The 23,885-nt window shown below is 70.8% G+C and carries 14 protein-coding genes; 3 read left to right on the top strand and 11 right to left on the bottom strand.

Features of this window, described 5'->3' with window-relative positions:
* The 3 genes from AB0C66_RS04600 to AB0C66_RS04610 all read right to left on the bottom strand — a co-directional run bounded on the left by AB0C66_RS04600 (position 1) and on the right by AB0C66_RS04610 (position 3,990).
* Positions 1-1,359, bottom strand: a complete 1,359-nt coding sequence (locus AB0C66_RS04600; protein WP_362432722.1) for an extracellular solute-binding protein — start codon at positions 1,357-1,359, stop codon at positions 1-3.
* A 146-nt stretch (positions 1,360-1,505) separates the two neighbouring features.
* A complete protein-coding gene (locus AB0C66_RS04605) occupies positions 1,506-2,207 on the bottom strand; it encodes a response regulator (protein ID WP_362433377.1) in 702 nt (233 codons plus the stop codon).
* Positions 2,208-2,373: 166 nt separating this feature from the next.
* The gene (locus AB0C66_RS04610) at positions 2,374-3,990 is read right to left on the bottom strand and encodes an ATP-binding protein (protein ID WP_362432724.1); all 1,617 of its coding nucleotides are present in this window, start codon (positions 3,988-3,990) and stop codon (positions 2,374-2,376) included.
* 212 nt (positions 3,991-4,202) lie between these two features.
* Here AB0C66_RS04610 and AB0C66_RS04615 point away from each other — a divergent pair, with 212 nt between their 5' ends.
* Entirely contained in the window at positions 4,203-5,585 is a 1,383-nt protein-coding gene (locus AB0C66_RS04615) for a cation:dicarboxylase symporter family transporter (protein ID WP_362433379.1), read from the top strand.
* Positions 5,586-5,663: 78 nt separating this feature from the next.
* Here AB0C66_RS04615 and glgB read toward each other — a convergent pair whose 3' ends face one another.
* From glgB to AB0C66_RS04640, 5 genes are all read right to left on the bottom strand, one after another.
* Positions 5,664-7,865: a 1,4-alpha-glucan branching enzyme gene (gene glgB / locus AB0C66_RS04620; RefSeq protein WP_362433381.1), complete on the bottom strand. Its 2,202-nt coding sequence runs from the start codon at positions 7,863-7,865 to the stop codon at positions 5,664-5,666.
* Between the two features lie 317 nt (positions 7,866-8,182).
* A complete protein-coding gene (locus AB0C66_RS04625; protein ID WP_362432726.1) occupies positions 8,183-9,727 on the bottom strand; it encodes a phosphotransferase in 1,545 nt (514 codons plus the stop codon).
* Positions 9,728-9,996: 269 nt separating this feature from the next.
* Positions 9,997-11,736: a maltose alpha-D-glucosyltransferase gene (gene treS / locus AB0C66_RS04630; RefSeq protein WP_362432730.1), complete on the bottom strand. Its 1,740-nt coding sequence runs from the start codon at positions 11,734-11,736 to the stop codon at positions 9,997-9,999.
* Positions 11,733-13,727: an alpha-1,4-glucan--maltose-1-phosphate maltosyltransferase gene (locus AB0C66_RS04635; RefSeq protein ID WP_362432733.1), complete on the bottom strand. Its 1,995-nt coding sequence runs from the start codon at positions 13,725-13,727 to the stop codon at positions 11,733-11,735. The genes treS and AB0C66_RS04635 overlap by 4 nt, the downstream gene beginning before the upstream one ends.
* Positions 13,728-14,005: 278 nt before the next feature.
* Complete coding sequence (locus tag AB0C66_RS04640) at positions 14,006-15,256, bottom strand: S8 family peptidase (RefSeq protein WP_362432736.1); 1,251 nt, start codon at positions 15,254-15,256, stop codon at positions 14,006-14,008.
* Between the two features lie 432 nt (positions 15,257-15,688).
* On the opposite strand from AB0C66_RS04640, the gene AB0C66_RS04645 reads away from it, so the two are divergent.
* Both AB0C66_RS04645 and AB0C66_RS04650 read left to right on the top strand, forming a co-directional pair.
* Positions 15,689-15,850, top strand: a complete 162-nt coding sequence (locus AB0C66_RS04645; protein WP_362432739.1) for a hypothetical protein — start codon at positions 15,689-15,691, stop codon at positions 15,848-15,850.
* A 642-nt stretch (positions 15,851-16,492) separates the two neighbouring features.
* Positions 16,493-17,440, top strand: a complete 948-nt coding sequence (locus AB0C66_RS04650) for a substrate-binding domain-containing protein (RefSeq protein ID WP_362432742.1) — start codon at positions 16,493-16,495, stop codon at positions 17,438-17,440.
* A 20-nt stretch (positions 17,441-17,460) separates the two neighbouring features.
* Here the strand turns inward: AB0C66_RS04650 and AB0C66_RS04655 are convergent, their stop codons facing one another.
* The 3 genes from AB0C66_RS04655 to AB0C66_RS04665 all read right to left on the bottom strand — a co-directional run bounded on the left by AB0C66_RS04655 (position 17,461) and on the right by AB0C66_RS04665 (position 23,560).
* Positions 17,461-19,122 carry a M4 family metallopeptidase gene (locus tag AB0C66_RS04655; protein WP_362432745.1) on the bottom strand — a complete coding sequence of 554 codons (1,662 nt, stop codon included), beginning with the start codon at positions 19,120-19,122 and terminating at the stop codon, positions 17,461-17,463.
* A gap of 142 nt (positions 19,123-19,264) precedes the next feature.
* Positions 19,265-20,911 carry a M4 family metallopeptidase gene (locus AB0C66_RS04660; protein WP_362433384.1) on the bottom strand — a complete coding sequence of 549 codons (1,647 nt, stop codon included), beginning with the start codon at positions 20,909-20,911 and terminating at the stop codon, positions 19,265-19,267.
* 420 nt (positions 20,912-21,331) lie between these two features.
* The gene (locus AB0C66_RS04665) at positions 21,332-23,560 is read right to left on the bottom strand and encodes a M4 family metallopeptidase (protein ID WP_362433387.1); all 2,229 of its coding nucleotides are present in this window, start codon (positions 23,558-23,560) and stop codon (positions 21,332-21,334) included.
* Positions 23,561-23,885: the final 325 nt, after the last annotated feature.

Here is a 23,885-nt window from a genome sequence, read left to right on the forward strand (position 1 = left end):
TCAGCCCTTGCTGACCGTGGCGCCGTCGGCGATGGACTTCAGCTGGTCGGCGTAGGCCGCGGCGGCGCCGCGCGGTGAGTCGTCGCCCGTGGTGACCGCCTCCATCGCCTCGCCGATGGCGGAGGACACCTGGGGGTAGACGGGGAGCGCCGGGCGGTAGTGGGTGTGCTTCACCAGACCGGTGAAGAAGGTGATGCCGGGCATGGACTTCAGATACTCCGGATCCTTCGCCACGTCCTCCCGCACCGCGATCTGCGCGCCGACGATGTCCCACCGCACGGCGTTCTTCCGGGTCTGGAGCTGCTGGATGAACTTCCAGGCCAGATGGGGGTTCTTGGACTTGGCGGTGATCGACCAGGTCCAGCCGCCGGACATGCTGACCTTGCCGGGGGCCTGGCCGTTCCGGGTCGGCATCGGGGCCTGGCCGAGGGTCTTGGACCACTCGGGCCACGGCTTTCCGCCGGTCTTCAGCCAGTTCTGGCCGAGCCAGGAGCCGTCGAGGGCGATGGCGAGCTTGCCCTCGGGCAGCCATTCGCTGAAGACCGTGGTGCCGACGTTGGGGTCGAGCGCGTCGGAGGTGTCGGGGCCCAGCTTCTCGGAGTAGACGGTGCGCAGGAACGACAGCGACTGCTCGAAGCCCTTGCCGCCGACGATCCACTTCTTGGCGGCGGGGTCGTAGAGGGGGTCCTCGCCGGTGCCGTACAGCAGCATCTCGAACCCCTGCATCACCGAGGTCTCACCGGGTGCCTTGCCGGTGTAGACGTTGAGCGGAGTGACACCGGGGACCTTCTTCTTGATGGTGCGGGCGGTCTCGAGGATCTCGTTCCAGTTCTTGGGCGCCCAGTTGGCCGGCAGCCCGGCCTTGGCGAAGATCTCCTTGTTGAACCACAGCCCGCGGGTGTCGGTGCCGTCCGGGATGCCGTAGGTCTTGCCGTCCTCGGCCTCGGCCGCGCTCTTCGCGGTGTCGACGAACTGGTCCCAGGTCTTCCACTTGGCCAGATAGTCGTCGAGGGGGCGCAGATAGCCCGCCTTGATATCGGAGTTGATCCGGAAGGTGTCCTCGTAGACCAGATCTGGCGCGGTCCGGGGCGACCGCATCATCTGCTGGACCTTGGTGGCGTAGTCGTTGTCCTGCGCCTGGATGGGGATCAGCTTGACCGTCTTGCCGGGGTTCGCCTTCTCGAACTGCTTCTTCACCGCGGCGAGATGGTGGTCCTTGAAGCGGATCTTGTTGTCGGTGGAACGGTTGTAGGCGACCTTGACGGTGTCCGGGTCGCTTCCCGAGCCACCGCCGCAGGCGGTGAGACCCGCGGTGGCGACGAGGGCGGCGGAGAGGAGCAGTGGACCGGTGGGGCGCACGAGCACGACCTCCTTGCGCTGGCCTCGATGGGCTGGCGCGCCGACCGTAAGGTCGGCCTCAGCGCAAGGTCAATCCCTGTGACCAGGAACGGACTTGATCGAACGCCGATGCGGGCGGGGTGTGCGGCGGGTGGTCCGCCGGTGTGTCACGGCGTGTCGCTCAGCCAGCGGTAGCGGAGCTCGGGGCGGCCGATCTGGCCGTAGTGGGGGGTGCGGGCGGCGCGGCCCGCCTCCACCAGGTGTTCCAGGTAACGGCGTGCGGTGATGCGGGAGATGCCCACCTCCTCGGCGGAGGCCGCGGCGGAGATGCCGTCCTCGGCGGCGCGCAGGGCGTCGGTGACGGCCTGGAGGGTGGCCTGTGTCAGCCCCTTCGGCATCGCGGCGGGCCGGGGCGCGCGCAGGGCGGCGAGGGCGCGGTCCACCTCCTCCTGGCCGCTGGCCTCGCCCGCGGTCGCCCGGAACTGGGCGTAGCGCAGCAGGCGGTCCCGGAGGGTGGAGAAGGTGAACGGTTTGAGCACGTACTGCACGACGCCGAGCGAGACGCCGTCGCGGACCACGGCGAGGTCGCGGGCCGAGGTGACCGCGATGACGTCCGCGCCGTGCCCGGCCGCGCGCAGCGCGCGTACCAGCTGGAGGCCGTGGCCGTCGGGCAGGTAGAGGTCCAGCAGCAGGAGATCGGCGGGGGTCCGCTCCAGCAGCCGCTGGGCGTCCCCGCCGCTGTGGGCGGTTCCGACGACGGCGAATCCGGGGACGCGCCCCACGTACATCCGGTGCGCGTCGGCCGCGACGGGATCGTCCTCGACGACGAGCACCCGGATCGGCGCCGGGTGCGCCTGCGGCGGGCCCATGGTCATGGACGGACTCCTCTCGGGGACGCGGGGCGGTCGGTGGGCGTCGAGCGGGGGTGCGGGGGTGTGGAGCCAGGGGCTCCAATTTACGGAGCGTAACGGAAGGGGGCCAGTCCCGGAGCGCGCCGGGTCCACCTGCCGGACGGGGCGGGGGCGGCGCCGGGGGTCAGCGGGAGGCGGATGTCGTCAGGGGGAGGTGGACGGTGAAGGCCGCGCCGCCCTCGTCCGCCGTGGAGACCCGGACCGTGCCCGCGTTGCGGTGGACCGCCTGCTGGACGAGGGCCAGGCCGAGCCCCCGGCCCGGGGACTTCGTACTCCAGCCGCGGCGGAAGATCTCCTCGGCCGTCGCCGGGGCGAGACCGGCGCCGGTGTCGGCGACCCGCAGGGTCAGCTCGCCGTCGGTCGCGCGGGCGGTGACCGTGACGCGGGCGCTGCGGGCGGCGCCGCTGCCGACGCCCTCCGCCGCGGCGTCGGTCGCGTTGTCGAGCAGATTGCCGAGGATGGTGACCAGGTCTCGGGCGGGCAGACCGGGCGGCAGGACTCCGTCGTCGATCCGGCTGTCCGGGGCCAGGACGAGTTCGACGCCGCGCTCGCTGGCCTGGGCCGCCTTGCCCAGCAGCAGGGCCGCGAGCACCGGCTCGGCGACGGCGGCGACCACCTGGTCGGTCAGCGCCTGGGCCAGCTCCAGCTCGGCCGTGGCGAACTCGACCGCCTCGTCGGCCCGGCCCAGCTCGATCAGGGAGACGACGGCGTGCAGCCGGTTGGCGGCCTCGTGGGCCTGGGAGCGCAGGGCCTCGGCGAAGCCGCGGACGGAGTCCAGTTCACCGGAGAGCGCCTGGAGCTCGGTGTGGTCACGCAGGGTGACCACGGTGCCGCGCTGTTCGCCGCTGCTCACCGGGGAGGTGTTGACGACCAGCAGCCGCTCCGCGGACAGATGCAGCTCGTCCACGCGCGGCTCGGTGGCCAGCAGGGCGCCGGTCAGCGGCGGGGGCAGACCCAGCTCGGAGACATAGGCGCCGACCGCGTCGCCGGACAGCCCCAGCAGCTCCCGTCCGCCGTCGTTGATCAGGGCGATCCGCCGCCGTCCGTCCAGCATCAGCAGCCCCTCGCGCACGGCGTGCAGGGCGGCCTCGTGGTAGTCGTGCATCCGGCTCAGCTCGGCGGCGTTCATGCCGTGGGTGTGGCGGCGCAGCCGGGCGTTGATGACATACGCGGCCACCCCGCCGACCGCGAGGGCCGCGAGGGCGACGCCGAGCAGGGCGAGCAGCTGGCGGCGCACCTCGGCGCTGATGGTGTCCACCGTGATGCCCGCGCTGACCAGGGCGGTGATCCGGCCCCCGGCGGCGGCGTCGCGGACCGGGGCGACCACGCGCACCGAGGGGCCGAGGGTGCCGGTGTAGGTCTCGGGGAAGATCCGCCCGCGCAGGGCGGGCTTGATGTGGCCGAGGTAGCGGGCGCCGATCTGGTCCGGGTCGGGGTGGGTCCAGCGGATCCCGTGGGTGTCCATGATCGTCACAAAGGTGACCCCGGTGTCCCGGCGCACCTTCTCCGCGTACGGCTGGAGCCGGGCGCCGGGGTCGCCGGACCGTACGGCCTCGGCGACGGCGGGGGAGGCGGCGATGGCGGCCGCGGCGGCGGTGGCCTGGCGGCGCGCGGCCGCCTCCGCCTGCCGTCCGTCGGTCACATAGGCGAAGACGGCGCATCCGGCCACCAGGGCGGCCACCAGGACGACCTGCATCGCGAAGAGCTGACCGGCCAGGCTCCGGGGGCGGGGCACGCGCATGCCCCTCAGTCTGCACACGCATCTTTGCGTGAACGAAATGAACGGAAGGGTGACCCCGATCACAGGGTGGGGCATAGTCGCCGGGACCGTTCAAGGCGGTGTGCGAGCCGCACACGATGCAGCGCCGGGACAGTTGGACGGCACACACAGAAGGAGGCAGCACCGTGGCTGCGCAGACCTCGCCGACCGGACCGGGAAGTGCGAAGCCCAAGGTGGCGAAAGCCGGGCGGGCGAAGAAGGAAAAGATCCACTACCTCTATCTCGCCGTGATCGCCGCGGTGGCGCTCGGCATCGTGGTGGGCTTCGCCGCGCCCGGGGTGGCGGTGGAGCTGAAGCCCATCGGCACCGGCTTCGTGAACCTGATCAAGATGCTGATCTCGCCGATCATCTTCTGCACGATCGTGCTGGGCATCGGCTCGGTGCGGAAGGCCGCGAAGGTCGGCGCGGTCGGCGGGCTCGCCCTCGGCTACTTCCTGCTGATGTCGACCGTGGCCCTGGCCATAGGGCTGGTCGTCGGGAACATACTCGAGCCCGGCAGCGGGCTGCATATGAGTCATGAGGCGGCCCAGGCCGGGCAGAGCCAGGCCGAGGGTGCCAGCGAGTCCACCGCGGACTTCCTGCTCGGCATCATCCCCACCACTCTCGTCTCCGCGTTCACCGCGGAGCAGGTGCTCCAGACCCTGCTCGTGGCCCTGCTGGTGGGCTTCGCGCTCCAGGCTCTCGGCCGGGCGGGCGAGCCGGTGCTGCGCGGTATCGGCCACATCCAGCAACTGGTCTTCAAACTGCTGTCGATGGTGATGTGGGCGGCGCCGGTCGGTGCCTTCGGCGCCATCGCGGCGGTGGTCGGCGAGACCGGTCTCGACGCGCTCAAGGCGCTCGCCGTCATCATGGTCGGCTTCTATGTCACCTGTGCCCTGTTCGTGGTGGTCGTCCTCGGCACGGTGCTGCGGCTGGTCGCCGGGGTCAATCTGTTCCTGCTGCTGAAGTATCTGGCGCGGGAGTTCCTGCTGATCCTGTCGACCTCGTCGTCCGAGTCCGCGCTGCCGCTGCTGATCGCCAAGATGGAGCACGCGGGCGTCTCCCGCCCGGTCGTCGGCATCACCGTGCCCACCGGCTACTCCTTCAACCTGGACGGCACCGCGATCTACCTGACGATGGCGTCGCTGTTCATCGCCGAGGCGATGGGCGACCCGCTCTCGATCGGCCAGCAGATCTCCCTGCTGGTGTTCATGATCGTGGCGTCGAAGGGCGCGGCCGGGGTGACCGGCGCGGGCATGGCGACGCTGGCGGGCGGCCTCCAGTCGCACCGGCCCGAACTGGTGGACGGCGTCGGCCTGATCGTCGGTATCGACCGCTTCATGAGCGAGGCCCGCGCGCTGACCAACTTCGCGGGCAACGCGGTCGCCACCGTCCTCGTCGGCACCTGGACCAAGGAGATCGACAAGGAGCGGATGACCGAGGTCCTCTCCGGGCGGCTGCCGTTCGACAGCGAGGCGTTCGCCCGGAACGGCGGTGGACACGGCCCCGCGGACACCGACGGCGGGGTGCCCGAGCAGCGTGGTGGTGACACGGCGAAGGAGCAGGTGCCCGCCTGAGGCCCGCTCCCGCGCCGACGCGCCCCGCGCGACCGCGGCCCTGCCCCCCTGAATCGGGGCAGGGCCGCGGGTGTTGCGTCAGGCGCGCGGGCCGGGCCGCAGCCAGACCGTGGCCAGTGGGGGCAGCACCGTCAGCACGCTGGCGGGGCGGCCGTGCCAGGCGGTGGCCTCCGCCTTCAGCGGTTCGGGGTTGGCCACCCCGCTGCCACCGAACCGCTCCTGGTCGGTGTTGAGCACCTCGTACCACTCCGCCGTCCCGCCGGGCACCCCGACGCGGTACTCGTGCCGGACCACGGGGGAGAAGTTGCTGACGGCCAGCAGCGGCGCACCGTCGGCGTCGAAGCGCAGGAACGCGAACACGTTGTCCTCGCGCGCGTCCCCCTCCACCCAGGAGAAGCCCTCCGGGTCGGTGTCCCGCTGCCACAGCGGGGGAGTGGCCGCGTAGACCCGGTTCAGCTCGCGCACCAGGTCCCGGACGCCCCGGTGGTCGGCCTCGGCGGAGTACGAGGGGTCCAGCAGCCACCAGTCCGGGCCGTGGCCCTCCGACCACTCCGCGCCCTGGGCGAACTCCTGCCCCATGAAGAGCAGTTGCTTGCCCGGGTGGGCCCACATGAAGCCCAGGTACGCGCGGTGGTTGGCCCGCTGCTGCCACCAGTCCCCCGGCATCTTGGACACCAGCGCGCCCTTGCCGTGCACCACCTCGTCATGCGAGATGGGCAGGACGTAGTTCTCGCTGTAGGCGTACACCATCGAGAACGTCATCTCGTGGTGGTGGTACTTGCGGTGCACCGGCTCATGCGCCACATAGCCCAGCGAGTCGTGCATCCAGCCCATGTTCCACTTCAGCCCGAAGCCGAGGCCGCCGAATCCGCTGGCGCCCACATGGTGGGTGGCGCGGGTGACCCCGTCCCAGGCGGTGGACTCCTCGGCGATGGTGAGCACTCCGGGACAGCGGCGGTAGACGGTGGCGTTCATCTCCTGGAGGAAGGCCACCGCGTCCAGGTTCTCCCGGCCGCCCTGCGCGTTGGGCGACCACTGGCCCGGCTCACGGGAGTAGTCGAGGTAGAGCATCGAGGCCACGGCGTCCACCCGCAGTCCGTCGATATGGAACTCCTCGCACCAGTAGACCGCGTTGGCCACCAGGAAGTTGCGCACCTCGGTGCGGCCGTAGTCGAACTCCAGCGTGCCCCAGTCCGGATGCGCGGCCCGCTGCGGATCGGCGGGCTCGTACAGTGGACGGCCGTCGAACTCCGCGAGCGCCCACGCGTCCCGGGGGAAGTGCGCGGGCACCCAGTCCACCAGCACCCCGATTCCCGCCTGGTGCAGCGCGTCCACCAGGTACTTGAAGTCGTCGGGGGTGCCCAGCCGGGCGGTGGGCGCGTAGAAACCGGTGACCTGGTAGCCCCAGGAGCCGCCGAAGGGATGCTCGGCCACCGGCATCAGCTCGACATGGGTGAAGCCCAGGTCCCGGACGTACCCGGGCAACTGCTCGGCGAGCCGGCGGTACGTCAGCCCCGGCCGCCAGGACGGCAGATGCACCTCGTACACCGAGAACGGGGACTCGTGCACCCGCTGGCCCTCGCGGCGGGCCATCCAGAGCTGGTCGTTCCACTGGTGGTGCGAGAGGTGCACCACCGAGGCGGTGGCGGGCGGGCACTCGGTGCGCCGGGCCATCGGATCGGCCCGTACGGTGTGGCTGCCGTCGGGCCGGGTGATCTCGAACTTGTACAGCGCGCCCTCGCCGACCCCGGGCAGGAACAGCTCCCACACCCCGCTGCCGCCCAGCGACCGCATCGGGAAGGCGGTGCCGTCCCAGTAGGTGAAGTCCCCGGTGACCCGCACCCCCAGCGCGTTCGGTGCCCAGACGGTGAACCGGGTCCCGGCCACCCCCTGGTGGGTCATCGGCCGCGCGCCCAGCGCCCGCCACAGCTCCTCGTTGCGGCCCTCGCCGATCAGATGCAGATCGAGTTCGCCGAGGGCGGGCAGGAAGCGGTACGGGTCCTCCAGCTCCAGCTCGGTGCCCTCGTACGCCACCAGCAGCCGGTAGTCGGGGATCTCCGTCTGCGGCAGCACCCCGGAGAACAGCCCGTCGCCCTCGGAGCGCAGCCGCGCCCGCAGCCCGGTGGCGGTCACCGTCACCGAGCGGGCGTACGGGCGCAGGGCCCGGATCAGCACCCCGCCGCGCACCGGGTGGGCGCCGAGCAGACCGTGCGGATCGTGGTGGGTACCGCCGAGCAGCCGCCGCCGGTCGTCGTCGCCGAGGGCGGGCGCGGGCCGCACCCCGTGACCGTCGTCGGCGCCGGGGTCGGGCTCGGGGCCGGGCGCGGGGCCGGTGACCGGGCGTCCGGTGACGGGCCGCCGGGCCTCGGCCGGATCCGCCGCCCGCTCCGCCTCGCCCACCGCGGCCGCGCCGTCCGTACCGTCCCGGCGGACGGCGCGCGGTACGGGCGGGGAGCCGTAGGAGGTTCGGGACCCGGCGCGCTGTGGCGGCCGGAAGGTCGGCGGAACCGCCCGGGCGGACGGGTCCTCGCCGCGGGCGGCGGGGTCCTGGTCCGGCCCTTCGCCGGACGGGTACGGGCGGGACGGCGGACGTGCGGTCACGGGGTGGTCCTCCCGGAGGTGTCGGCGGCGAGGCGCCGGATCGCGGTCATGGGGATGGACAGCCAGTCGGGGCGGTGCCGGGCCTCGTAGAGCACTTCGTAGACGGCCTTGTCGGTCTCGTGGGCGCGCAGCAGCTCCGGTTCGTCGCGCGGATCGCTGCCGGACGCCTCGGCGTAGCCCGTGCAGTAGGCGGCGCGGGTGTGCCCGGCCCACTCCTGGGGGTCCTCGTGGCGGCCCACGGCGGCGGCGTAGTCGAAGGAGCGGAGCATGCCCGCGATATCGCGCACCGGCGGCTGCGGACGGCGGCGCTCGGCCAGCGGACGGGACGGCTCGCCCTCGAAGTCGATCAGCGACCAGCGGCCCTCGCCCCCGCCGGGGGCCGCCGTGGTCAGCAGCGCCTGGCCGAGGTGCAGATCGCCGTGGATGCGCTGGGCGGACCAGGTGCGTCCGGCGCGGCCGAGCGCGGCGAGATCCTCATAGGCGAGGTGCAGCGCGGCGCGGTAGGGCTGGAGCGCGGGCACGGCGGCCGCGGCGGAGTCCAGCCGCTCGCTCATGGCGGCCGCCAGGTGCTCGATCTGACGGCGGCGCAGCACCGAGGTGGGCAGTGCGCGGGCCATCGCCAGATGCACCTCGGCGGTGGCGCGGCCGAGGGCGCGGGCGGCCTCGGTGAAGTCGGCCCGTACGGCCAGGGCGTCCAGCGCCAGCCGCCAGCCGTCGGCGGAGCCCGCCAGATAGGGCTGGAGCACCCCGAGGGTGAACGGCTCGGGGCGGGGTCCGGCACCGTCGGCGGGTGAGGCGGCCTCGAACCAGGCGGCGGGCGCGGGCACCCGGGTGCACTCGGTGCGGGCGAGGGCCAGCGGCAGTTCCAGATCGGGGTTGGTACCGGGGCTGACCCGCCGGAAGAGCTTGAGAATAAACGTATCGCCATAGACGACCGAGGAGTTGGACTGCTCGGCGGTCATCAGCCGTGGGGCGAGTACGGCGGGGATGGCGGTGGCCGGTTCGCGGACGAAGCGCAGCGGGCCCAGCCGCCCCGGCACTCTCAGCCGCTCCAGCAGTAGCGCGGCGAGCCGGGGGTCGGCCAGCGCCTCGTACAGGGTGCGTCCGTCCAGCGGTCCGCCGTCCGGGCGTCCCACGAGCGCCGGGGCCAGCGGCGGCGGCAGCGCCGAGCGCACCCCCAGCAGGATCTGGTAGCAGTCGCTGGCCGCCGCGCCGCGCCGGTGCCCGCAGCCGTAGCCGTGCCGGTGGCCCGGTGGCTCCGGCTGCTGGGCGCGGATCAGCAGATGGAGCAGACCGGGGGTGGCGCCGCCCGCGGCGCAGGGCAGCAGTTCGGTGGCGGACACCAGCGCGAAGCCGGTGACCGGGCGCCCCTTGCCCGCGAACCAGCGCTGCCGGGGGAGCCACTCGGCGAGCAGCGGGGCGAGCGAGGCGAGCAGCCCGCGTCCGTCGCCGGGCGCGGTGGCGGAGGCGGACGGGGGCTGGGTCCGCGGTACTGCGGTCGGCGGGTGATGTGCCCCCCGGGAGAACGGAGCTTCCGGCATGGCGTCGCGTCCTTTCCCCGGGCACACGACAGATCAGGGCAAAGTGTCCCGGATTGCGGCATTGACTGTGCGACGGTGCGGGACGTGTCGGGCGAGGATCGTCCGTACGGTACGTACGGGGTGCGCGATCGGCTCCGCCAGTGGCGGTCCTAGGACAGAGTGCCCATGACGGGGTGTCGAAAACGCCCGTACGCGCCCGGAGGGGACGCGTACGGGCGGTGGTGCCGCGATCGGTGGCCGAAACCCGGTGGGGTGCGGGGACGGTCGGCTCAGTCGGCCCGGTGCACGGCGGCGGCGTCGTTGCGCCGCAGCCGGAACCAGTAGAAACCGTGTCCGGCCAGGGTCAGCAGATACGGCAGTTCACCGATGGCCGGGAAGCGCACCCCGCCGATCAGCTCGACCGGATGGCGTCCGGCGAAGGCTTGCAGATCCAGCTCGGTGGGCTGGGCGAAGCGGGAGAAGTTGTGCACGCACAGCACCAGGTCGTCCTCGCCGTCCCGGGTGGTGGGCGCCTCGCGCAGGAAGGCGAGCACGGCCGGGTTGGAGGAGGGCAGCTCGGTGAAGCTGCCCAGGCCGAAGGCCGGGTTCTGCTTACGGATCTCGATCATCCGGCGGGTCCAGTGGAGCAGCGAGGAGGGGCTGCTCATGGACGCTTCCACATTGGTGACCTGGTAGCCGTAGACCGGGTCCATGATGGTCGGCAGGAACAGCCGCCCCGGGTCGCAGGAGGAGAAGCCCGCGTTGCGGTCGGGGGTCCACTGCATGGGGGTCCGGACGGCGTCGCGGTCGCCGAGCCAGATGTTGTCGCCCATGCCGATCTCGTCGCCGTAGTAGAGGATCGGCGAGCCGGGCAGGGACAGCAGCAGCGCGGTGAACAGCTCGATCTGGTTCCGGTCGTTGTCCAGCAGGGGCGCCAGCCGCCGCCGGATGCCGATGTTGGCGCGCATCCGTGGATCCTTGGCGTACTCCGCGTACATGTAGTCGCGCTCTTCGTCGGTGACCATCTCGAGCGTCAGCTCATCGTGGTTGCGCAGGAAGATGCCCCACTGACAGCCCGACGGGATGGCCGGGGTCTTGGAGAGGATCTCGGAGACCGGATAGCGCGATTCGCGCCGCACCGCCATGAAGATGCGCGGCATCACCGGGAAGTGGAAGGCCATATGGCACTCGTCGCCGCCCTTGGCGTAGTCGCCGAAGTAGTCGACGACGTCCTCCGGCCACTGATTGGCCTCGGCCAGCAGCACGGTGTCGGGGTAGTGGGCGTCGATCTCCGCCCGGACGCGGCGGAGCATCTCATGTGTCCGGGGCAGGTTCTCGCAGTCGGTGCCTTCCTCGGCATACAGATACGGGACTGCGTCGAGTCGGAATCCGTCGATACCGAGGTCCAGCCAGAAGCGCAGGGCGGCCAGTACTTCCTCCTGGACGGCGGGGTTCTCGAAGTTGAGGTCCGGCTGATGCGAGAAGAAGCGGTGCCAGTAGTACTGCTTGCGTACAGGATCAAAGGTCCAGTTGGAGGCCTCGGTGTCGACGAAGATGATGCGGGCGTCCTGGTACTGCTTGTCGTCATCCGCCCAGACGTAGTAGTCGCCGTAGGGTCCGTCCGGATCGCTGCGGGACTCCTGGAACCACGGATGCTGGTCGCTGGTGTGGTTCATGACAAAATCGATGATCACGCGCATCCCGCGCTGATGCGCGGCGTCGACGAACTCGACGAAGTCGGCGAGGTCGCCGAACTCCGGCAGCACCGCCGTGTAGTCCGCCACGTCGTAGCCGCCGTCCCGCAGCGGCGAGGCGAAGAACGGCGGAAGCCACAGGCAGTCCACGCCCAGCCACTGGAGATAGTCCAGTTTGGCCGTGAGTCCCTTCAGGTCGCCGACGCCGTCGCCGTTGCTGTCCTGGAAGGAGCGGACCAGGACCTCGTAGAAGACGGCACGCTTGAACCAGTCGGGGTCACGGTCCTTGGCGGGCGTGTCCTCGAAGGTGTCCGGTACGGGCTCGTTGACGATCATGGTGTGGGTGACCCTCCGATCGGTGAGGACGGTCGCAGGGAGAAGATGTGCGCGGGGGCCATCTCACGCCCCGGCTCGAGGCGCACGAAGTTGTCCCTGCCCCAGTGATAGGTCTCGCCGGTGAGCTCGTCGCGCACCGGGACGGACTCGTGCCATTCCAGGCCGAGTTCCGGCATGTTCAACGAGACCGTCGCCTCCTGGGTGTGGTGGGGGTCCAGGTTGACGACGGTGAGTACGCACGAGTCGCCCGCGCGCTTGGAGTAGACGATGACGGAGTCGTTGTCGGCGTGGTGGAATCTGAGGTTGCGCAGCCGGCGCAGGGCCGGATGGCGGCGGCGCACCCGGTTCAGCCGGGTGAGCAGCGGGGTGAGGGTGTGGCCCTCGCGTTCGGCCCCGGCCCAGTCGCGCGGCCGCAGCTCGTACTTCTCCGAGTCGAGGTACTCCTCGCTCCCGGCGCGCAGCGGGGTGTTCTCGCACAGTTCGAAGCCCGCGTAGACACCCCAGCTGGGGGAGAGGGTGGCGGCCAGCACCGCCCGCGCGGCGAAGGCCGGACGGCCGCCCTCCTGGAGGTAGGCGTGCAGGATGTCGGGGGTGTTCACGAAGAAGTTGGGCCGCATCCAGGCGGCGGACTCCCCGGCCAGCCCGGTGAGGTACTCGGTGAGCTCCTGCTTGGTGTTGCGCCAGGTGAAGTAGGTGTACGACTGCTGGAAGCCGATCGCGCCGAGGGTGTTCATCATCGCGGGGCGGGTGAACGCCTCGGCGAGGAAGAGCACATCGGGGTCGGTGCGGTTGATGTCGCCGATCACCTTCTCCCAGAACACCACGGGTTTGGTGTGCGGATTGTCCACCCGGAAGATCCGCACCCCGTGGGACATCCAGAACCGCAGCACCCGCTCGGTCTCCCGGACGATGCCGGGGAAGTCCTGGTCGAAGGCGATCGGATAGATGTCCTGGTACTTCTTGGGCGGGTTCTCGGCGTGGGCGATGGTGCCGTCGGCGCGCCGGTGGAACCACTCGGGGTGCTTCTCCACCCAGGGGTGGTCCGGTGAGCACTGGAGCGCGAAGTCCAGCGCCACCTCCATCCGCAGCTCCTGAGCGCGCGTCACGAAGTGGTCGAAGTCGTCCAGGGTGCCGAGGTCGGGGTGGACCGCGTCGTGTCCGCCGTCCGGCGAGCCGATCGCCCAGGGCGAGCCCACGTCGTACGGGCCCGCGGAGAGCGTGTTGTTGGGGCCCTTGCGGAAGGCGGTGCCGATGGGGTGGACCGGGGGCAGATAGACCACGTCGAAACCGGCGGCGGCCACGGCGGGCAGCCGGTCGGCGGCGGTGCGCAGGGTGCCGCTGACCGGTCTGCGCCCCTCGGCGATCTTGGCCCCCTCCGAGCGCGGGAACAGCTCGTACCACGAGCCGAACAGCGCGCGCTCCCGCTCGACCTGGAGCGGCATCGGACGCGAGGAGGTCACCAGCTCGCGCAGCGGATGGCGGTCCAGGGCGTCGGTGACATCGGGGGCGAGGGCGGCGGCGAGCCGGTCGGCCACCGGACGGCGCTCGTCGCGCAGCCCGTCGACCGCGCCGAGCACCGCCTCCCGGCCGTCGCTCTTGGGCACTCCGGCCGCGGCTCTCTCGTGCAGCGCGGCGCCTTCCTCCAGGACCAGATCGGTGTCGATCCCGGCCGGGACCTTGATCCCGGCATGGTGGCGCCAGGTGGCGATCGGATCGCTCCATGCCTCGACCGTGTACGACCAGCGGCCGGGCGCGCCGGGGGTGATCTCGGCGCCCCAGCGGTCGGTGCCGGGGGCGAGTTCGCGCATCGGGGTCCACGGGCCGGTGCGGCCGGCCGGATCGCGGAGGATGACATTGGCGCTGACCGCGTCATGACCCTCCCGGAACACGGTGGCACTGACCTCGAAGGTCTCGTCCACCACCGCCTTGGCGGGGCGGCGGCCGCAGTCGATCAGCGGGCGGATATCCAGGACGGGAATGCGACCGATCATAGGATCACCTGACGGCGTTGCGGATGTATGTGCTTCGGTGGCTTTTGTCCTTTGTATCGGTTCTGTCGCCGGGCGACGGGTTGCGGGCATGACAGCTCCTGTCCGCGTTCACTCTGGTGGGCGGATGGGGTCGGCCATGGGGGCGCGCCGGGAGAGCCTCCCCATGCGGCACCGGGCGACAACCCGCGTTCCCGTGAACCACCGGTTCGTAACGCCGGGTAAGGGGACGGGCTGCTGCGCGTGGCGGGGCCGTCCAGTCGCATGAGTACGCCGGTACGTCAGTTGGCCACCTGGAGCAGACGGTTCGATGAACCCCGGCCCGCGTCCCGTACCGCACCGGTTCCCGCGGCGGCGGTCAGCGCCGCGCCCACCCGGGCCGGGGAGGCCGACGGGTGGGCGGCCAGATACAGCGCCGCGGCACCCGCCACGTGCGGTGCGGCCATCGAGGTGCCGGAGCGGGTGGCCGCCGCCGTGTCGCTCGTGTTCGACGCCGAGACGATCCGGTCGCCGGGCGCGAACAGATCAAGGGCGGGGCCCCAGTTGGAGAACGCCGGGCGCCGGTCGAAGCGGTCGGTCGCCCCGATCGTGAGGGCCTCCCGCACCCGGCCCGGCGAGGAGGAGCCGGCGGCCAGGCCCTCATTGCCCGCCGCGACCGTGAAGGTGAGTCCGGAGGCGATCCCGGTCCGCACCGCCGCGTCCCACGCGGGCACCGGTGCCGGATCCGTCGTCCCCAGGCTCAGATTGACGACCGCGGGCCGTACGGCGTGCCCCAGTACCCAGTCGAGCCCGGCGAGCACCTGCGCGCTGGTGCCCCGGCCGCGGTCGTCCAGCACCCGGACGGCCACGATGTCGGCGCGCTTGGCCACCCCGAAGCGGGTGCCCGCCGCGGTGGCGGCCACATGGGTGCCGTGGCCGTCGCCGTCCTCGGCCACCGGGTCGTCGTCGACGAAGTCCCAGCCGGAGCGGGCCCGGCCGCCGAAGTCCCGGTGGGAGACGCGCACCCCGGAGTCGATGACATAGACCGTGACACCGCGCCCGCCGTCCGCGGATGCGGAGTACGCCCCGTCCAGGGCGCGTTCCGCTGGCCCGCCGGGCACCGGGTCCCGCTGGTCGATCCGGTCCAGGCCCCAGGACGGGGGATAGGGCTGGGTGCGCGGGGACGGCTTCGGGGCGGTGGACGCGCGCAGCGACACCTCCGCGTCCGGGGTCACCGAGGCCACCGCCGGATCGGCCGCCAGCCGTCTCGCCTGTGTCTCGTCCGCGCGTATCGCGAAGCCGTTGAGCGCGGTGCGATAGGTGCGGCGGATGCTCACCCCGTAGCGCTCCACGGTCCTCCGGCCGTGTCCGGAGCAGGCCGACGGCGCCCGCGGACCGTCTTTGAGCGCCACGATGTAACCGCCGTCCACCGCCGCGCCCCGGCCCTGGTCCCGGGCGGGGACCGCCTCGGCGGGCGGCGCCAGTGCCAGTACCGCCACCGCGGCGGCCAGCGCCCCCGCCGTGCGGCGGCGGCGCCCATGGGTGTGTGCCATGGATCGATCCCCCTCCCGAGTCGACGTGCGTCAGCGTCTCGTGGCGGCGAAGATCCGGACAAGGGCGCACCCGGGGGCGGAATCGGCCATACCGACCGCGCGCGGAGTACGGAGGGTTGCGGCGGTTCTCGGCCTTGTCCGCGCGCCGGCCGCCCGCCCGTGGCGCTCAACTGACTGGGCGCCGAGCCCTGTTGGGGCTAGGCTGGTGGTGGACCACGGAGCAACGGGGGAGTTGCACCCCATGTCCGACGTCATGTGGTGCACGAAAATAGCCGGCCGTCAGGCCGGAACGCTCGGTCCCGCGGGGCGAAGCCCCGCGTAGCACGTGAGATCTTGGATGTCGGCAGGACCTCAGCTGACCACCGTATGCGGTGGTCGGGCTGAGCCTGCCGGGCCACCAGTTCGACCACCCGACTGAAGGGTTGAGAACTGGTGGACTGGGACACCATCACCCTGCTCGTGCTCGCGGCCTTCGGTCTGGCCGGGCTCGTGCTGACCCTGGCAGCGGAGACTCTGTCCAAGGTGCCCGCGGTCATCGAGGCATGGCGCCGGGTCCGTACCACCTGGCGCGGCGGAGACGACGGTTCCCGATGACGCCGCCGGGCCGCCGGACCATCGCCGAAATTGAACACTCGACGAACACCGCATGAGGGTTGGACCACATGGGCCCCGGCTCCGCCATGGGCACCTACATTCACCCCCTGAGGCCATGCCGGGTACGGGGGGACACCATGAGGTGGCTGGAACAACTGCTGGCCCCGGAGAACCTGTTGGCGCTGCTGGGCGTCGGCGTCACCGTCGGGGGGCTCTCCTACGAGCGGCTGATCCCGGGTCGCAAGCGCATCGGGTACCGCGTGCAGATGGACACGCTGATAGACGACAGCACCCACGACGGGCCCATCCATCAGCGGCTGCGGATGCTGGAGAACACCCCGGAGCTGGCCGGGGCCTCCCTCGTCCTGCTGAGGATCGAGAACGACGGGTTCCGCAGCATCGACGTCGACGACTACATCACCGCGCCCTCGGCCGAGCACCGCGGGCTGACCGCCACGTTTCCCCACCGTGTCGTCCGGGATGTCGCGGTCACCGAGCCCAGCCATCCGGATCTGCTCCGCTATCTGCCGCGGAACGGTACGTCCGAGCATCCGGGGCTGATCTGCCGTGGCGATGAGATCGCGCTGCCGAGGGTCCCGCTGAACAAGGGGGATCACTTCAAACTGCTAGTGCTGCTGACGGGTGCCGGGACCACCCTTCGGTACCCAGCTGCTGCGGGAGGAGCCGCTTCCCCGGGGGTGCGCCACCGGCCGGCTGACGATCGTGGGCTCCACCGCGTTCGAGCCGGTGGCAAGGGATCTGGGCGAGGCGTACCACGGCGACTGCGCGGGGACCACGGTCGAGGTGGCCGCCCAGGGCAGCGGGCGCGGGGCGGCGACCCTGCGCGGTGCCGGGGAAGCGGCCAAGGGAGGGTTTCCCCCGTATCTCTCCTTCTCCGACGGCCCGCAAGGGGGCGGGCAGCCGCGGCTGAAGGAGCATCTGGTGGCGCTGTCCGTCTTCACGATGGTGGTGAACGACGACGTCCGGATGCGGGATCTCACCCTGAAGGATCTGCGCGGGCTCTACTCGGGCCGGATCACCAACTGGAAGCAGCTGCCCGGCGGCCCCGACATCCCGGTCCGGCTGGTGAGCCGGGACGCGCGATCGGGGACCCGGGGGGTGTTCGAGGGCCGGGTGCTGGGCGGCAATGAGACCTCGCGGACCTCCGACGACTGCCGGAAGCCGAAATTCGCCGAGGACACGGTGGTGCGCTGTGAACTCGACAGCACACGAGAGGTGTTGGGGGTGGTGGCGCGGACGCCGGGCGCGATCGGCTATGCCGAACTGCACACCGCCGAGGTGGACGCGGCACACGGCCGGGTCGATCTGGTGAGCCTGGGCGGACACCGGCCGTCCACCGGCGCGGTCCGGACACGGTCGTACCCCTTCTGGGAGCCCGAGTACGCCTCCACCTACGGCACGCCCCCGGCCAATTCCCTCACCTCCAAGTTCCTCGACTACCTGGCCCAGGACACCGGGCGGAACCTCATCGAGAAACACGGTCATCTGCCCTGCTCGATCCCGGAGAACCAGCAGGCGTGCCGGGACGCCGGGGCCGGGGACCGGCGGGGCGGGAGCCGGGCGGGCTGAGGAGCCCGCCCGGCCGGGGACTAGGTGACGTTCACGCCGCCCCAGGCGTTGTCGACCGCCTTGTACTCGGTGCTGTTCGCGCCGTACAGGGCCTTGGCCGCCTTGAGGGTGGCGGTACGGGCCTTGGCGTAGGTGGTGGTCGAGGTCATATACGAGGTGAGCGCCTTGTACCAGATCTGCTCGGCCTTGGCGCGCCCGATGCCCTTGACGGTGCGGCCGTCCTTGGTCGGGCTGTCGTAGGTCACCCCGCCGATGACCTTCCGCCCGCTGCCCTCGGCCAGCAGGTAGTAGAAGTGGTTGGCGATACCGGAGGTGAAGTGCGGATCGTCGTCGCCGACGCCGCGTTTCCAGTAGTCGTAGGAGTAGCCGTCCTTGCTCGGTTTGTCCATGTAGCGCAGCGGGGTGCCGTCGCCATTGATGTCGATCTTCTCGCCGATGAGGTAGTCACCCGGGTCCTTGGCGTTCTTGGCGTAGAACTCGACCGCCGTGCCGAAGATGTCGGAGGTGGCCTCGTTCAGCCCGCCGGACTCACCGCTGTACTCCAGATTGGCGGTGGCGGAGGTCAGACCGTGGCTCATCTCGTGGCCCGCGACATCGAGCGAGGTGAGCGGGTTCTTGTTGTCCTGGCCGTCGCCGTAGGTCATGCAGAAGCACTCGTCGTCCCAGAACGCGTTGACGTACGCGTCGCTGAAGTGGACGCGCGAGTACGCGGCCTTGCCGTTGTTCCGGATGCCGTTACGGTGCAGCACCTTCTTGTAGTAGTCCCACGTCATGGCGGCGCCGTAGTGGACATCCACGGCGGCGGTCTGGGCGATGGTGGGCTTGCCGTTGCCCCAGACGTTGTCGGGGTCCAGGAACTTCGACCCCTTGCCCTCTTCCTTGTGCTTGAGGTTGTAGGTCATATGGCCACCGCGGGCAGTGTCCTTCATCAGCCACTGGCTGCCGCTCTTGACGGTGCCGACGGGCACCTTGCCGTTGTGCTGGCCGGTACCGGTGCCGGTCTCGATGGCCTCGTAGGAGTAGAGCCCGGCGCCGGTGTCGGCGTCGGTGACGATGTGCGTCCGGCTGGGGGTGCCGTCCTTCCGGACACCGCGCACCACGGTCTCGTAGGCGAGCACCGGCTTGCCGGTGGCGGCCCAGATCACCTTGCGGGGCGCGCGCTCGGTCCCGGCCTTGGCGCCGGCCGAGGACTTCGCGGCGCTCAGCGCGGTCCGCCGGGCGTCCGAGGGGGCGAGGGAGGCGCGGGTGTCGGACACCGCGATCCTCGCGTCGGTGGCCTTGGTGACACCGTCGGCGGCGCCGCTCGCGGAGGTGTGGACGACCAGGTCGCCGCCGAGGACGGGCAGTCCGGCGTAGGTGCGCTCATAGCGGGTGTGGGTGGCGCCGTCGGCGTCCTTGACCACATCGCGGACGATCAGCTTCTCCTTGCCGCCCAGCCCCAGCGAGGTGGCGGTGGAGACCGTACCGGCGCCCGCCTCGCGGAGCAGCTCGGCGCGGACCGAGGCGGAGAGCGTCAGGGGCTGGGCGCCGGTGGCGGTGGACTTCGGGGTGGCCGCGTCCGCGGCGCCGGTGGTGAACCCGGCGGCGAGGAGCGAGGCGGCCACGGTCGCCGCTCCGGCGGTCAGGGCGGCGCGGCGTCTGCGGCGGGTTCCGGTTATGACAGAGGTCGAGCGTGAATCCACGCGTATCTCCTGTTGTCATGGGAAGTTGGAGGGCATGCCGTCCAACACGGCAAAGATGTGTCTTTGCGGTGAAGAAAACATACCGGCGCCCGGGGCGATTGCCCCGGGCACCGGCTATGTGGTGAGCCCAACTCCGCTTGTTTTACTTGACGTTGACCCCGGCCCAGGCGGCTTCCACGGCCTTGGTCTCGGCACCGTCGGCGCCGAAGAGGTCGTTGGCGGCCTTCACGGTCGCCTCACGGGCGGCCTTGTAGTCCGTGGTGGACGTCATGTACGTGGTGAGCGCCTTGTACCAGATCTTCTCGGCCTTGTCGCGGCCGATGCCCTCGACCTTCTTGTCGTCCGCGGTCGGGCTGTCGTACTTGACGCCGTTGATCTCCTTGGCGCCACTGCCCTCGGAGAGCAGGTAGAAGAAGTGGTTGGCGACACCGGACGAGTAGTGCACGTCCTGGTTGCCGACATCGTCGGACCAGTTGTCCGCGGACTGGCCGTCCTTGCTCGGCTTGTCCATGTAGCGCAGCGGGGTGCCGTCGCCGTTGATGTTGATCTCTTCGCCGATGAGGTAGTCGCCGACGTCTTCCTTGTTCTTGGCGGAGAACTCCACCGAGGTGCCGAAGATGTCGGAGGTGGCCTCGTTCAGGCCGCCGGACTCACCGGTGTACTCCAGACCGGCGGTCTTCGAGGTGACACCGTGCGACATCTCGTGCGCCGCGACGTCGAGGGCGGTGAGCGGAGCCTTGTTGCCCTCACCGTCGCCGTACGTCATGCAGAAGCACTCGTCGTCCCAGAAGGCGTTGACGTAGCTGTCGCCGTAGTGGACCCGGGAGTACGCGCCCTTGCCGTCGTCGGCGATGCCGTTACGGCCGTGCACGTTCTTGTAGTAGTCCCAGGTGACAGCGGCACCGTACTGGGCGTCGACGGCCGCGGTCTGCGGGTCGTCACCCTTGCCGTTGCCCCACTTGTCGTCCTCGTCGGTGAACGCCTTGCCCTCGCCGTCCTCCTTGTTCTCGAGGTTGGTGGTCTTGTGACCACCGCGGTCGGCGTCGGTCAGGGTGAAGCCGTTGCCCTCCTTGGAGGTGCCCAGCTCGACCGAACCGGAGTACTGGCTCTCGCCCGTGCCGGTCTTGATGTCCTGGAACTGGAAGAGCTTCTTACCGGTGGAGGCGTCGGTGATGACGTGCAGCTGGTTGGGCGTGCCGTCCTTCTGGACACCGCCGACCACGGTCTCGAAGGCGAGCACCGGCTTGCCGTTGGCGGCCCAGACGACCTTGCGCGGGGTCTCGGCGGTGGCCTTCTTGGCGCCGTCGGCCTTGGCCGCCTTGACCGCCGTCTTGGCCGCGCTGGTCGGGGCGATCGAGGCGGTGGTGGCGACCTTGATGGCGGACTTGGTGGCCTTGGTGACGCTTCTGGCGTCGCCGCCCTTCTTGCCCTTCGCCTCGTGGACGATCAGGTCGCCACCGAGGACGGGCAGACCGGCGTAGGTGCGGTCGTACCGGGTGTGGACGGTGCCGTCCTTGTCCTTGATGACATCCTTGACGACCAGCTTCTCCTTGGCGCCCAGGCCAAGGGTCTTCGCGGTCTCCACCTTGGTGGCGTTGGCGTCGCGCATCAGCTCGGCACGAGCCGACGCGGTCAGCTTGGCGGACAGCGCTCCGGTGCGGACGGTGTCCTTGGCCGGTGCGGCACCGGCCGAGCCGGTGGTCATTCCGGTGGCCAGCAGGGCCGCCGCGGCGACCGCCGCACCGGCGGCGATGGCGGAACGGCGCTTGCCGCCACGGGATATGGGCATGGTGAACGTCTTGCTCACGCGAATCTCCTCAAGCTGTGGGGGGGTCAGCGCCGGGCAGCGGGGAAGTGCGGCCCGGTGCTGAACAAGAGGTGCGTAATGCCTCGGCAGACTGTCATACAAGTCGAGGACATGTCACTGGTTTGGCGCCAGGACGGCCGGAAAATGTTCGTTGAATGTTGATCATTCTCCGGATACCGGATGCAACGGAGCAGGCCGCGGCCCCCGTCCGTGGTCCACGACGGGGGCGCGAGGGGGCGTACGGGGGCTTGTTACGGCCAAGTAGCCCTGCTGCGGCGGCTGCTGGGCGCACGGAGGGGCGCACGCATGGAGGCGCCGCCAGGGGGAGTCGGGCCACCCCTGGCGGCGCCTGCTGTGTGGGAAGGGTCACACCCTCATCGGGCGCGGTTCACTGAACCACGGTCAGAAGGTGAGCTTCCAGCTGTTGATGGTGCCGGTGTCCTGCCCGTACACGTCCTGCACCTTGAGCTTCCAGGTCCCGGACGCGGTCTCGGACGAGGCGTCGACCGTGTAGGTGGTCTTCACATCGGCCGCCGAGTCGAAGAGGCTGGAGTCCTTCAGCCGGTACGCGGTGCCGTCCGGGGCCACCAGGTCGATCACCAGGTCACCGCGGTAGGTGTGCGAGATGTCCACGCCCACCTTGAGGCCCGAGGGCGCGTTCCCGGGCCGGCTCACCGTGATGGGCGAGGTGACGGCCGCGCCCGCGTCCGGGATGGCCACATGCGTCGTGTTCTCGAAGACGCTGCCGCCGGTGGTGTTCACGGTCCAGGTGAAGGACGCCGTGCCGCTCTTGCTCTTGGAGTCGGTCACCGTGACCGTCACCGCGCTGGCACCGGTGGCGGTCGGGGTGCCGGAGATCAGACCGGACGAGGAGTTGATCGAAAGACCGGCGGGCAGCCCGGTGGCGGCGTAGGTCAGCGCCCCCGTGTTGGAGCTGCTGGCCTTGATCTGGAGGCTGACCGGCTGGCCCACGATGCTGGTCTGGTCGCCGGGGCCGGTGACCGAGACGCCGTCGGCGATCCGGGTGCCCACATTGACCCCGGCCCAGGCGTTGGCCACCGCGTTGTACTGCGCGCTGCCCTGGCCGAACAGCTCGCCCGCCGCCCACAGGGTGGCGTCACGCGCGCCCGCGTAGTTGGTGTTGGAGGTCATGCGCTGGCTCAGCGCCTTGAACCACACCTTCTCGGCGTTCTCCCGGCCGATTCCGGTCACCGGGACGTTGTCGTAGGTGGGGCTGTCGTACTTGACGCCGTTGATCTCCTTGGCGCCGCTGCCCTCGGAGAGCAGATAGAAGAAGTGGTTGGCGATACCGGACGAGTAGTGCACGTCCACGTTGCCGACCCCGGAGTACCAGCTGTCCTTGGAAGCCCCGTCCTTGCTGGGCTTGTCCATGTAGCGCAGCGGGGTGCCGTCGCCGTTGATGTCGATCTTCTCGCCGACCAGGTAGTCGCCCGGGTCCTTGGTGTTGTTGGCGTAGAACTCCACGGCGGCGGCGAAGATGTCGGAGGTGCCCTCGTTGAGGCCGCCGGACTCCCCGCTGTAGACCAGCTTGGCGGTGGCCGCGGTGACGCCGTGCGTCATCTCGTGTGCCGCCACGTCGATGGAGGTGAGCGGCTTGGCGCTGCCCTGCCCGTCGCCGTAGGTCATACAGAAGCAGGAGTCCTGCCAGAAGGCGTTGACATAGCCGGTGCTGTAGTGGACCCGGGAGTAGGCGCCGACGCCGTCGCCCCGGATGCCCGAACGCCCGTGGACGTTCTTGTAGTAGTCCCAGGTCTCGGCGGCGCCGTAGTGGGCGTCCACCCCGGCGGTCGCGGCGTCGGAGTTGGTGCCGTTGCCCCAGACGTCGTCCGCGTCGGTGTAGAGCGTGCCGGTGCCCGAGGTGCCGCGGTTGAGGTTGTACGTCTTGTGCCCGCCGCGCCCGCCGTCGGTCATGTTGTACGAGCCGGAGCTGCCCGAGGTGCCGAGGGTGACCTGGCCGCTGTACTGGCTGTTGCCGGTGCCGTTCTGGACGGCCTGGTACTGGTACAGCTTCTTGCCGGTGGTGGCGTCGGTGATGACGTGGAGCTCGTTGGGGGTGCCGTCCTCCTGGAGGCCCCCGACCACGGTCTCGTACGCCAGCATCGGAGTGCCGTTCGCGGCCCAGATCACCTTGCGCGGGGCGCGGTCGGCCGCGGTCTTCTTCGACCCTTGCGCCTTCGCCGCGTTGACGGCGGCCTTCTCCGCGGTGGCGGCCTTGACGGTGGCGCTCGTGGTGGGAACCTTGACCCGCGCCTTGGTCGACTTGGTGATCGACCGCACCGTGCCGCTCTTCGCCCGGTCGATGACCAGGTCGCCGCCGAGCACCGGAAGTCCGGCGTAGGTGCGCTCGTAGCGGGTGTGGGTGGTCCCGTCGACGTCCTTGACGACGTCCCTGACGACCAGCTTCTCCTTGGCACCCAGGCCCAGGGTCCGGCTGGTGGAGCCGGTGGCGGCCTCGGCGTCCCGCAGCAGCGCGGTGTGCTGGGCGGGGGAGAGCTTGACCGGCAGGGCGCCCGGGTCCGCCTTGACGGCCATCGTCCCGGCGGCGGGCGCGGAGCCCGATCCGTCCGGGCGGGCGGACGCCGTACCGGCCTGCACACTGACGGCGATCATCGTGGCGGCCGCGACGAGCGCGCCGGTCGCGACGGCACGCCGGCCGGGTCCGCGGGAGCCGGGTCTGAGCTGTCGTTGGGGGAGTGATCTCACGCTTACTCCTTCTGCGCTGGCCGCGCGACGGCGCGGCCGGGACGACCGGGCGGCTGGGTCGCCGTCCGGGCAGGGCGAGGCAGAACAAGCAGATCTTTGAGGTGCGGTGGGGGGTGGCTGTCTTTGGTGCGACGACAGACGGTCGGACCGCTGTCTCAGCCGAGGGAAGAGTCCCACCGATCGATTCAACCTGTCAGGGTCGCGACAAAGATTGACTGGAAACTGTCCGTTG

This window comes from Streptomyces sp. NPDC048636 (assembly GCF_040650655.1).
GTDB lineage: Bacteria > Actinomycetota > Actinomycetes > Streptomycetales > Streptomycetaceae > Streptomyces.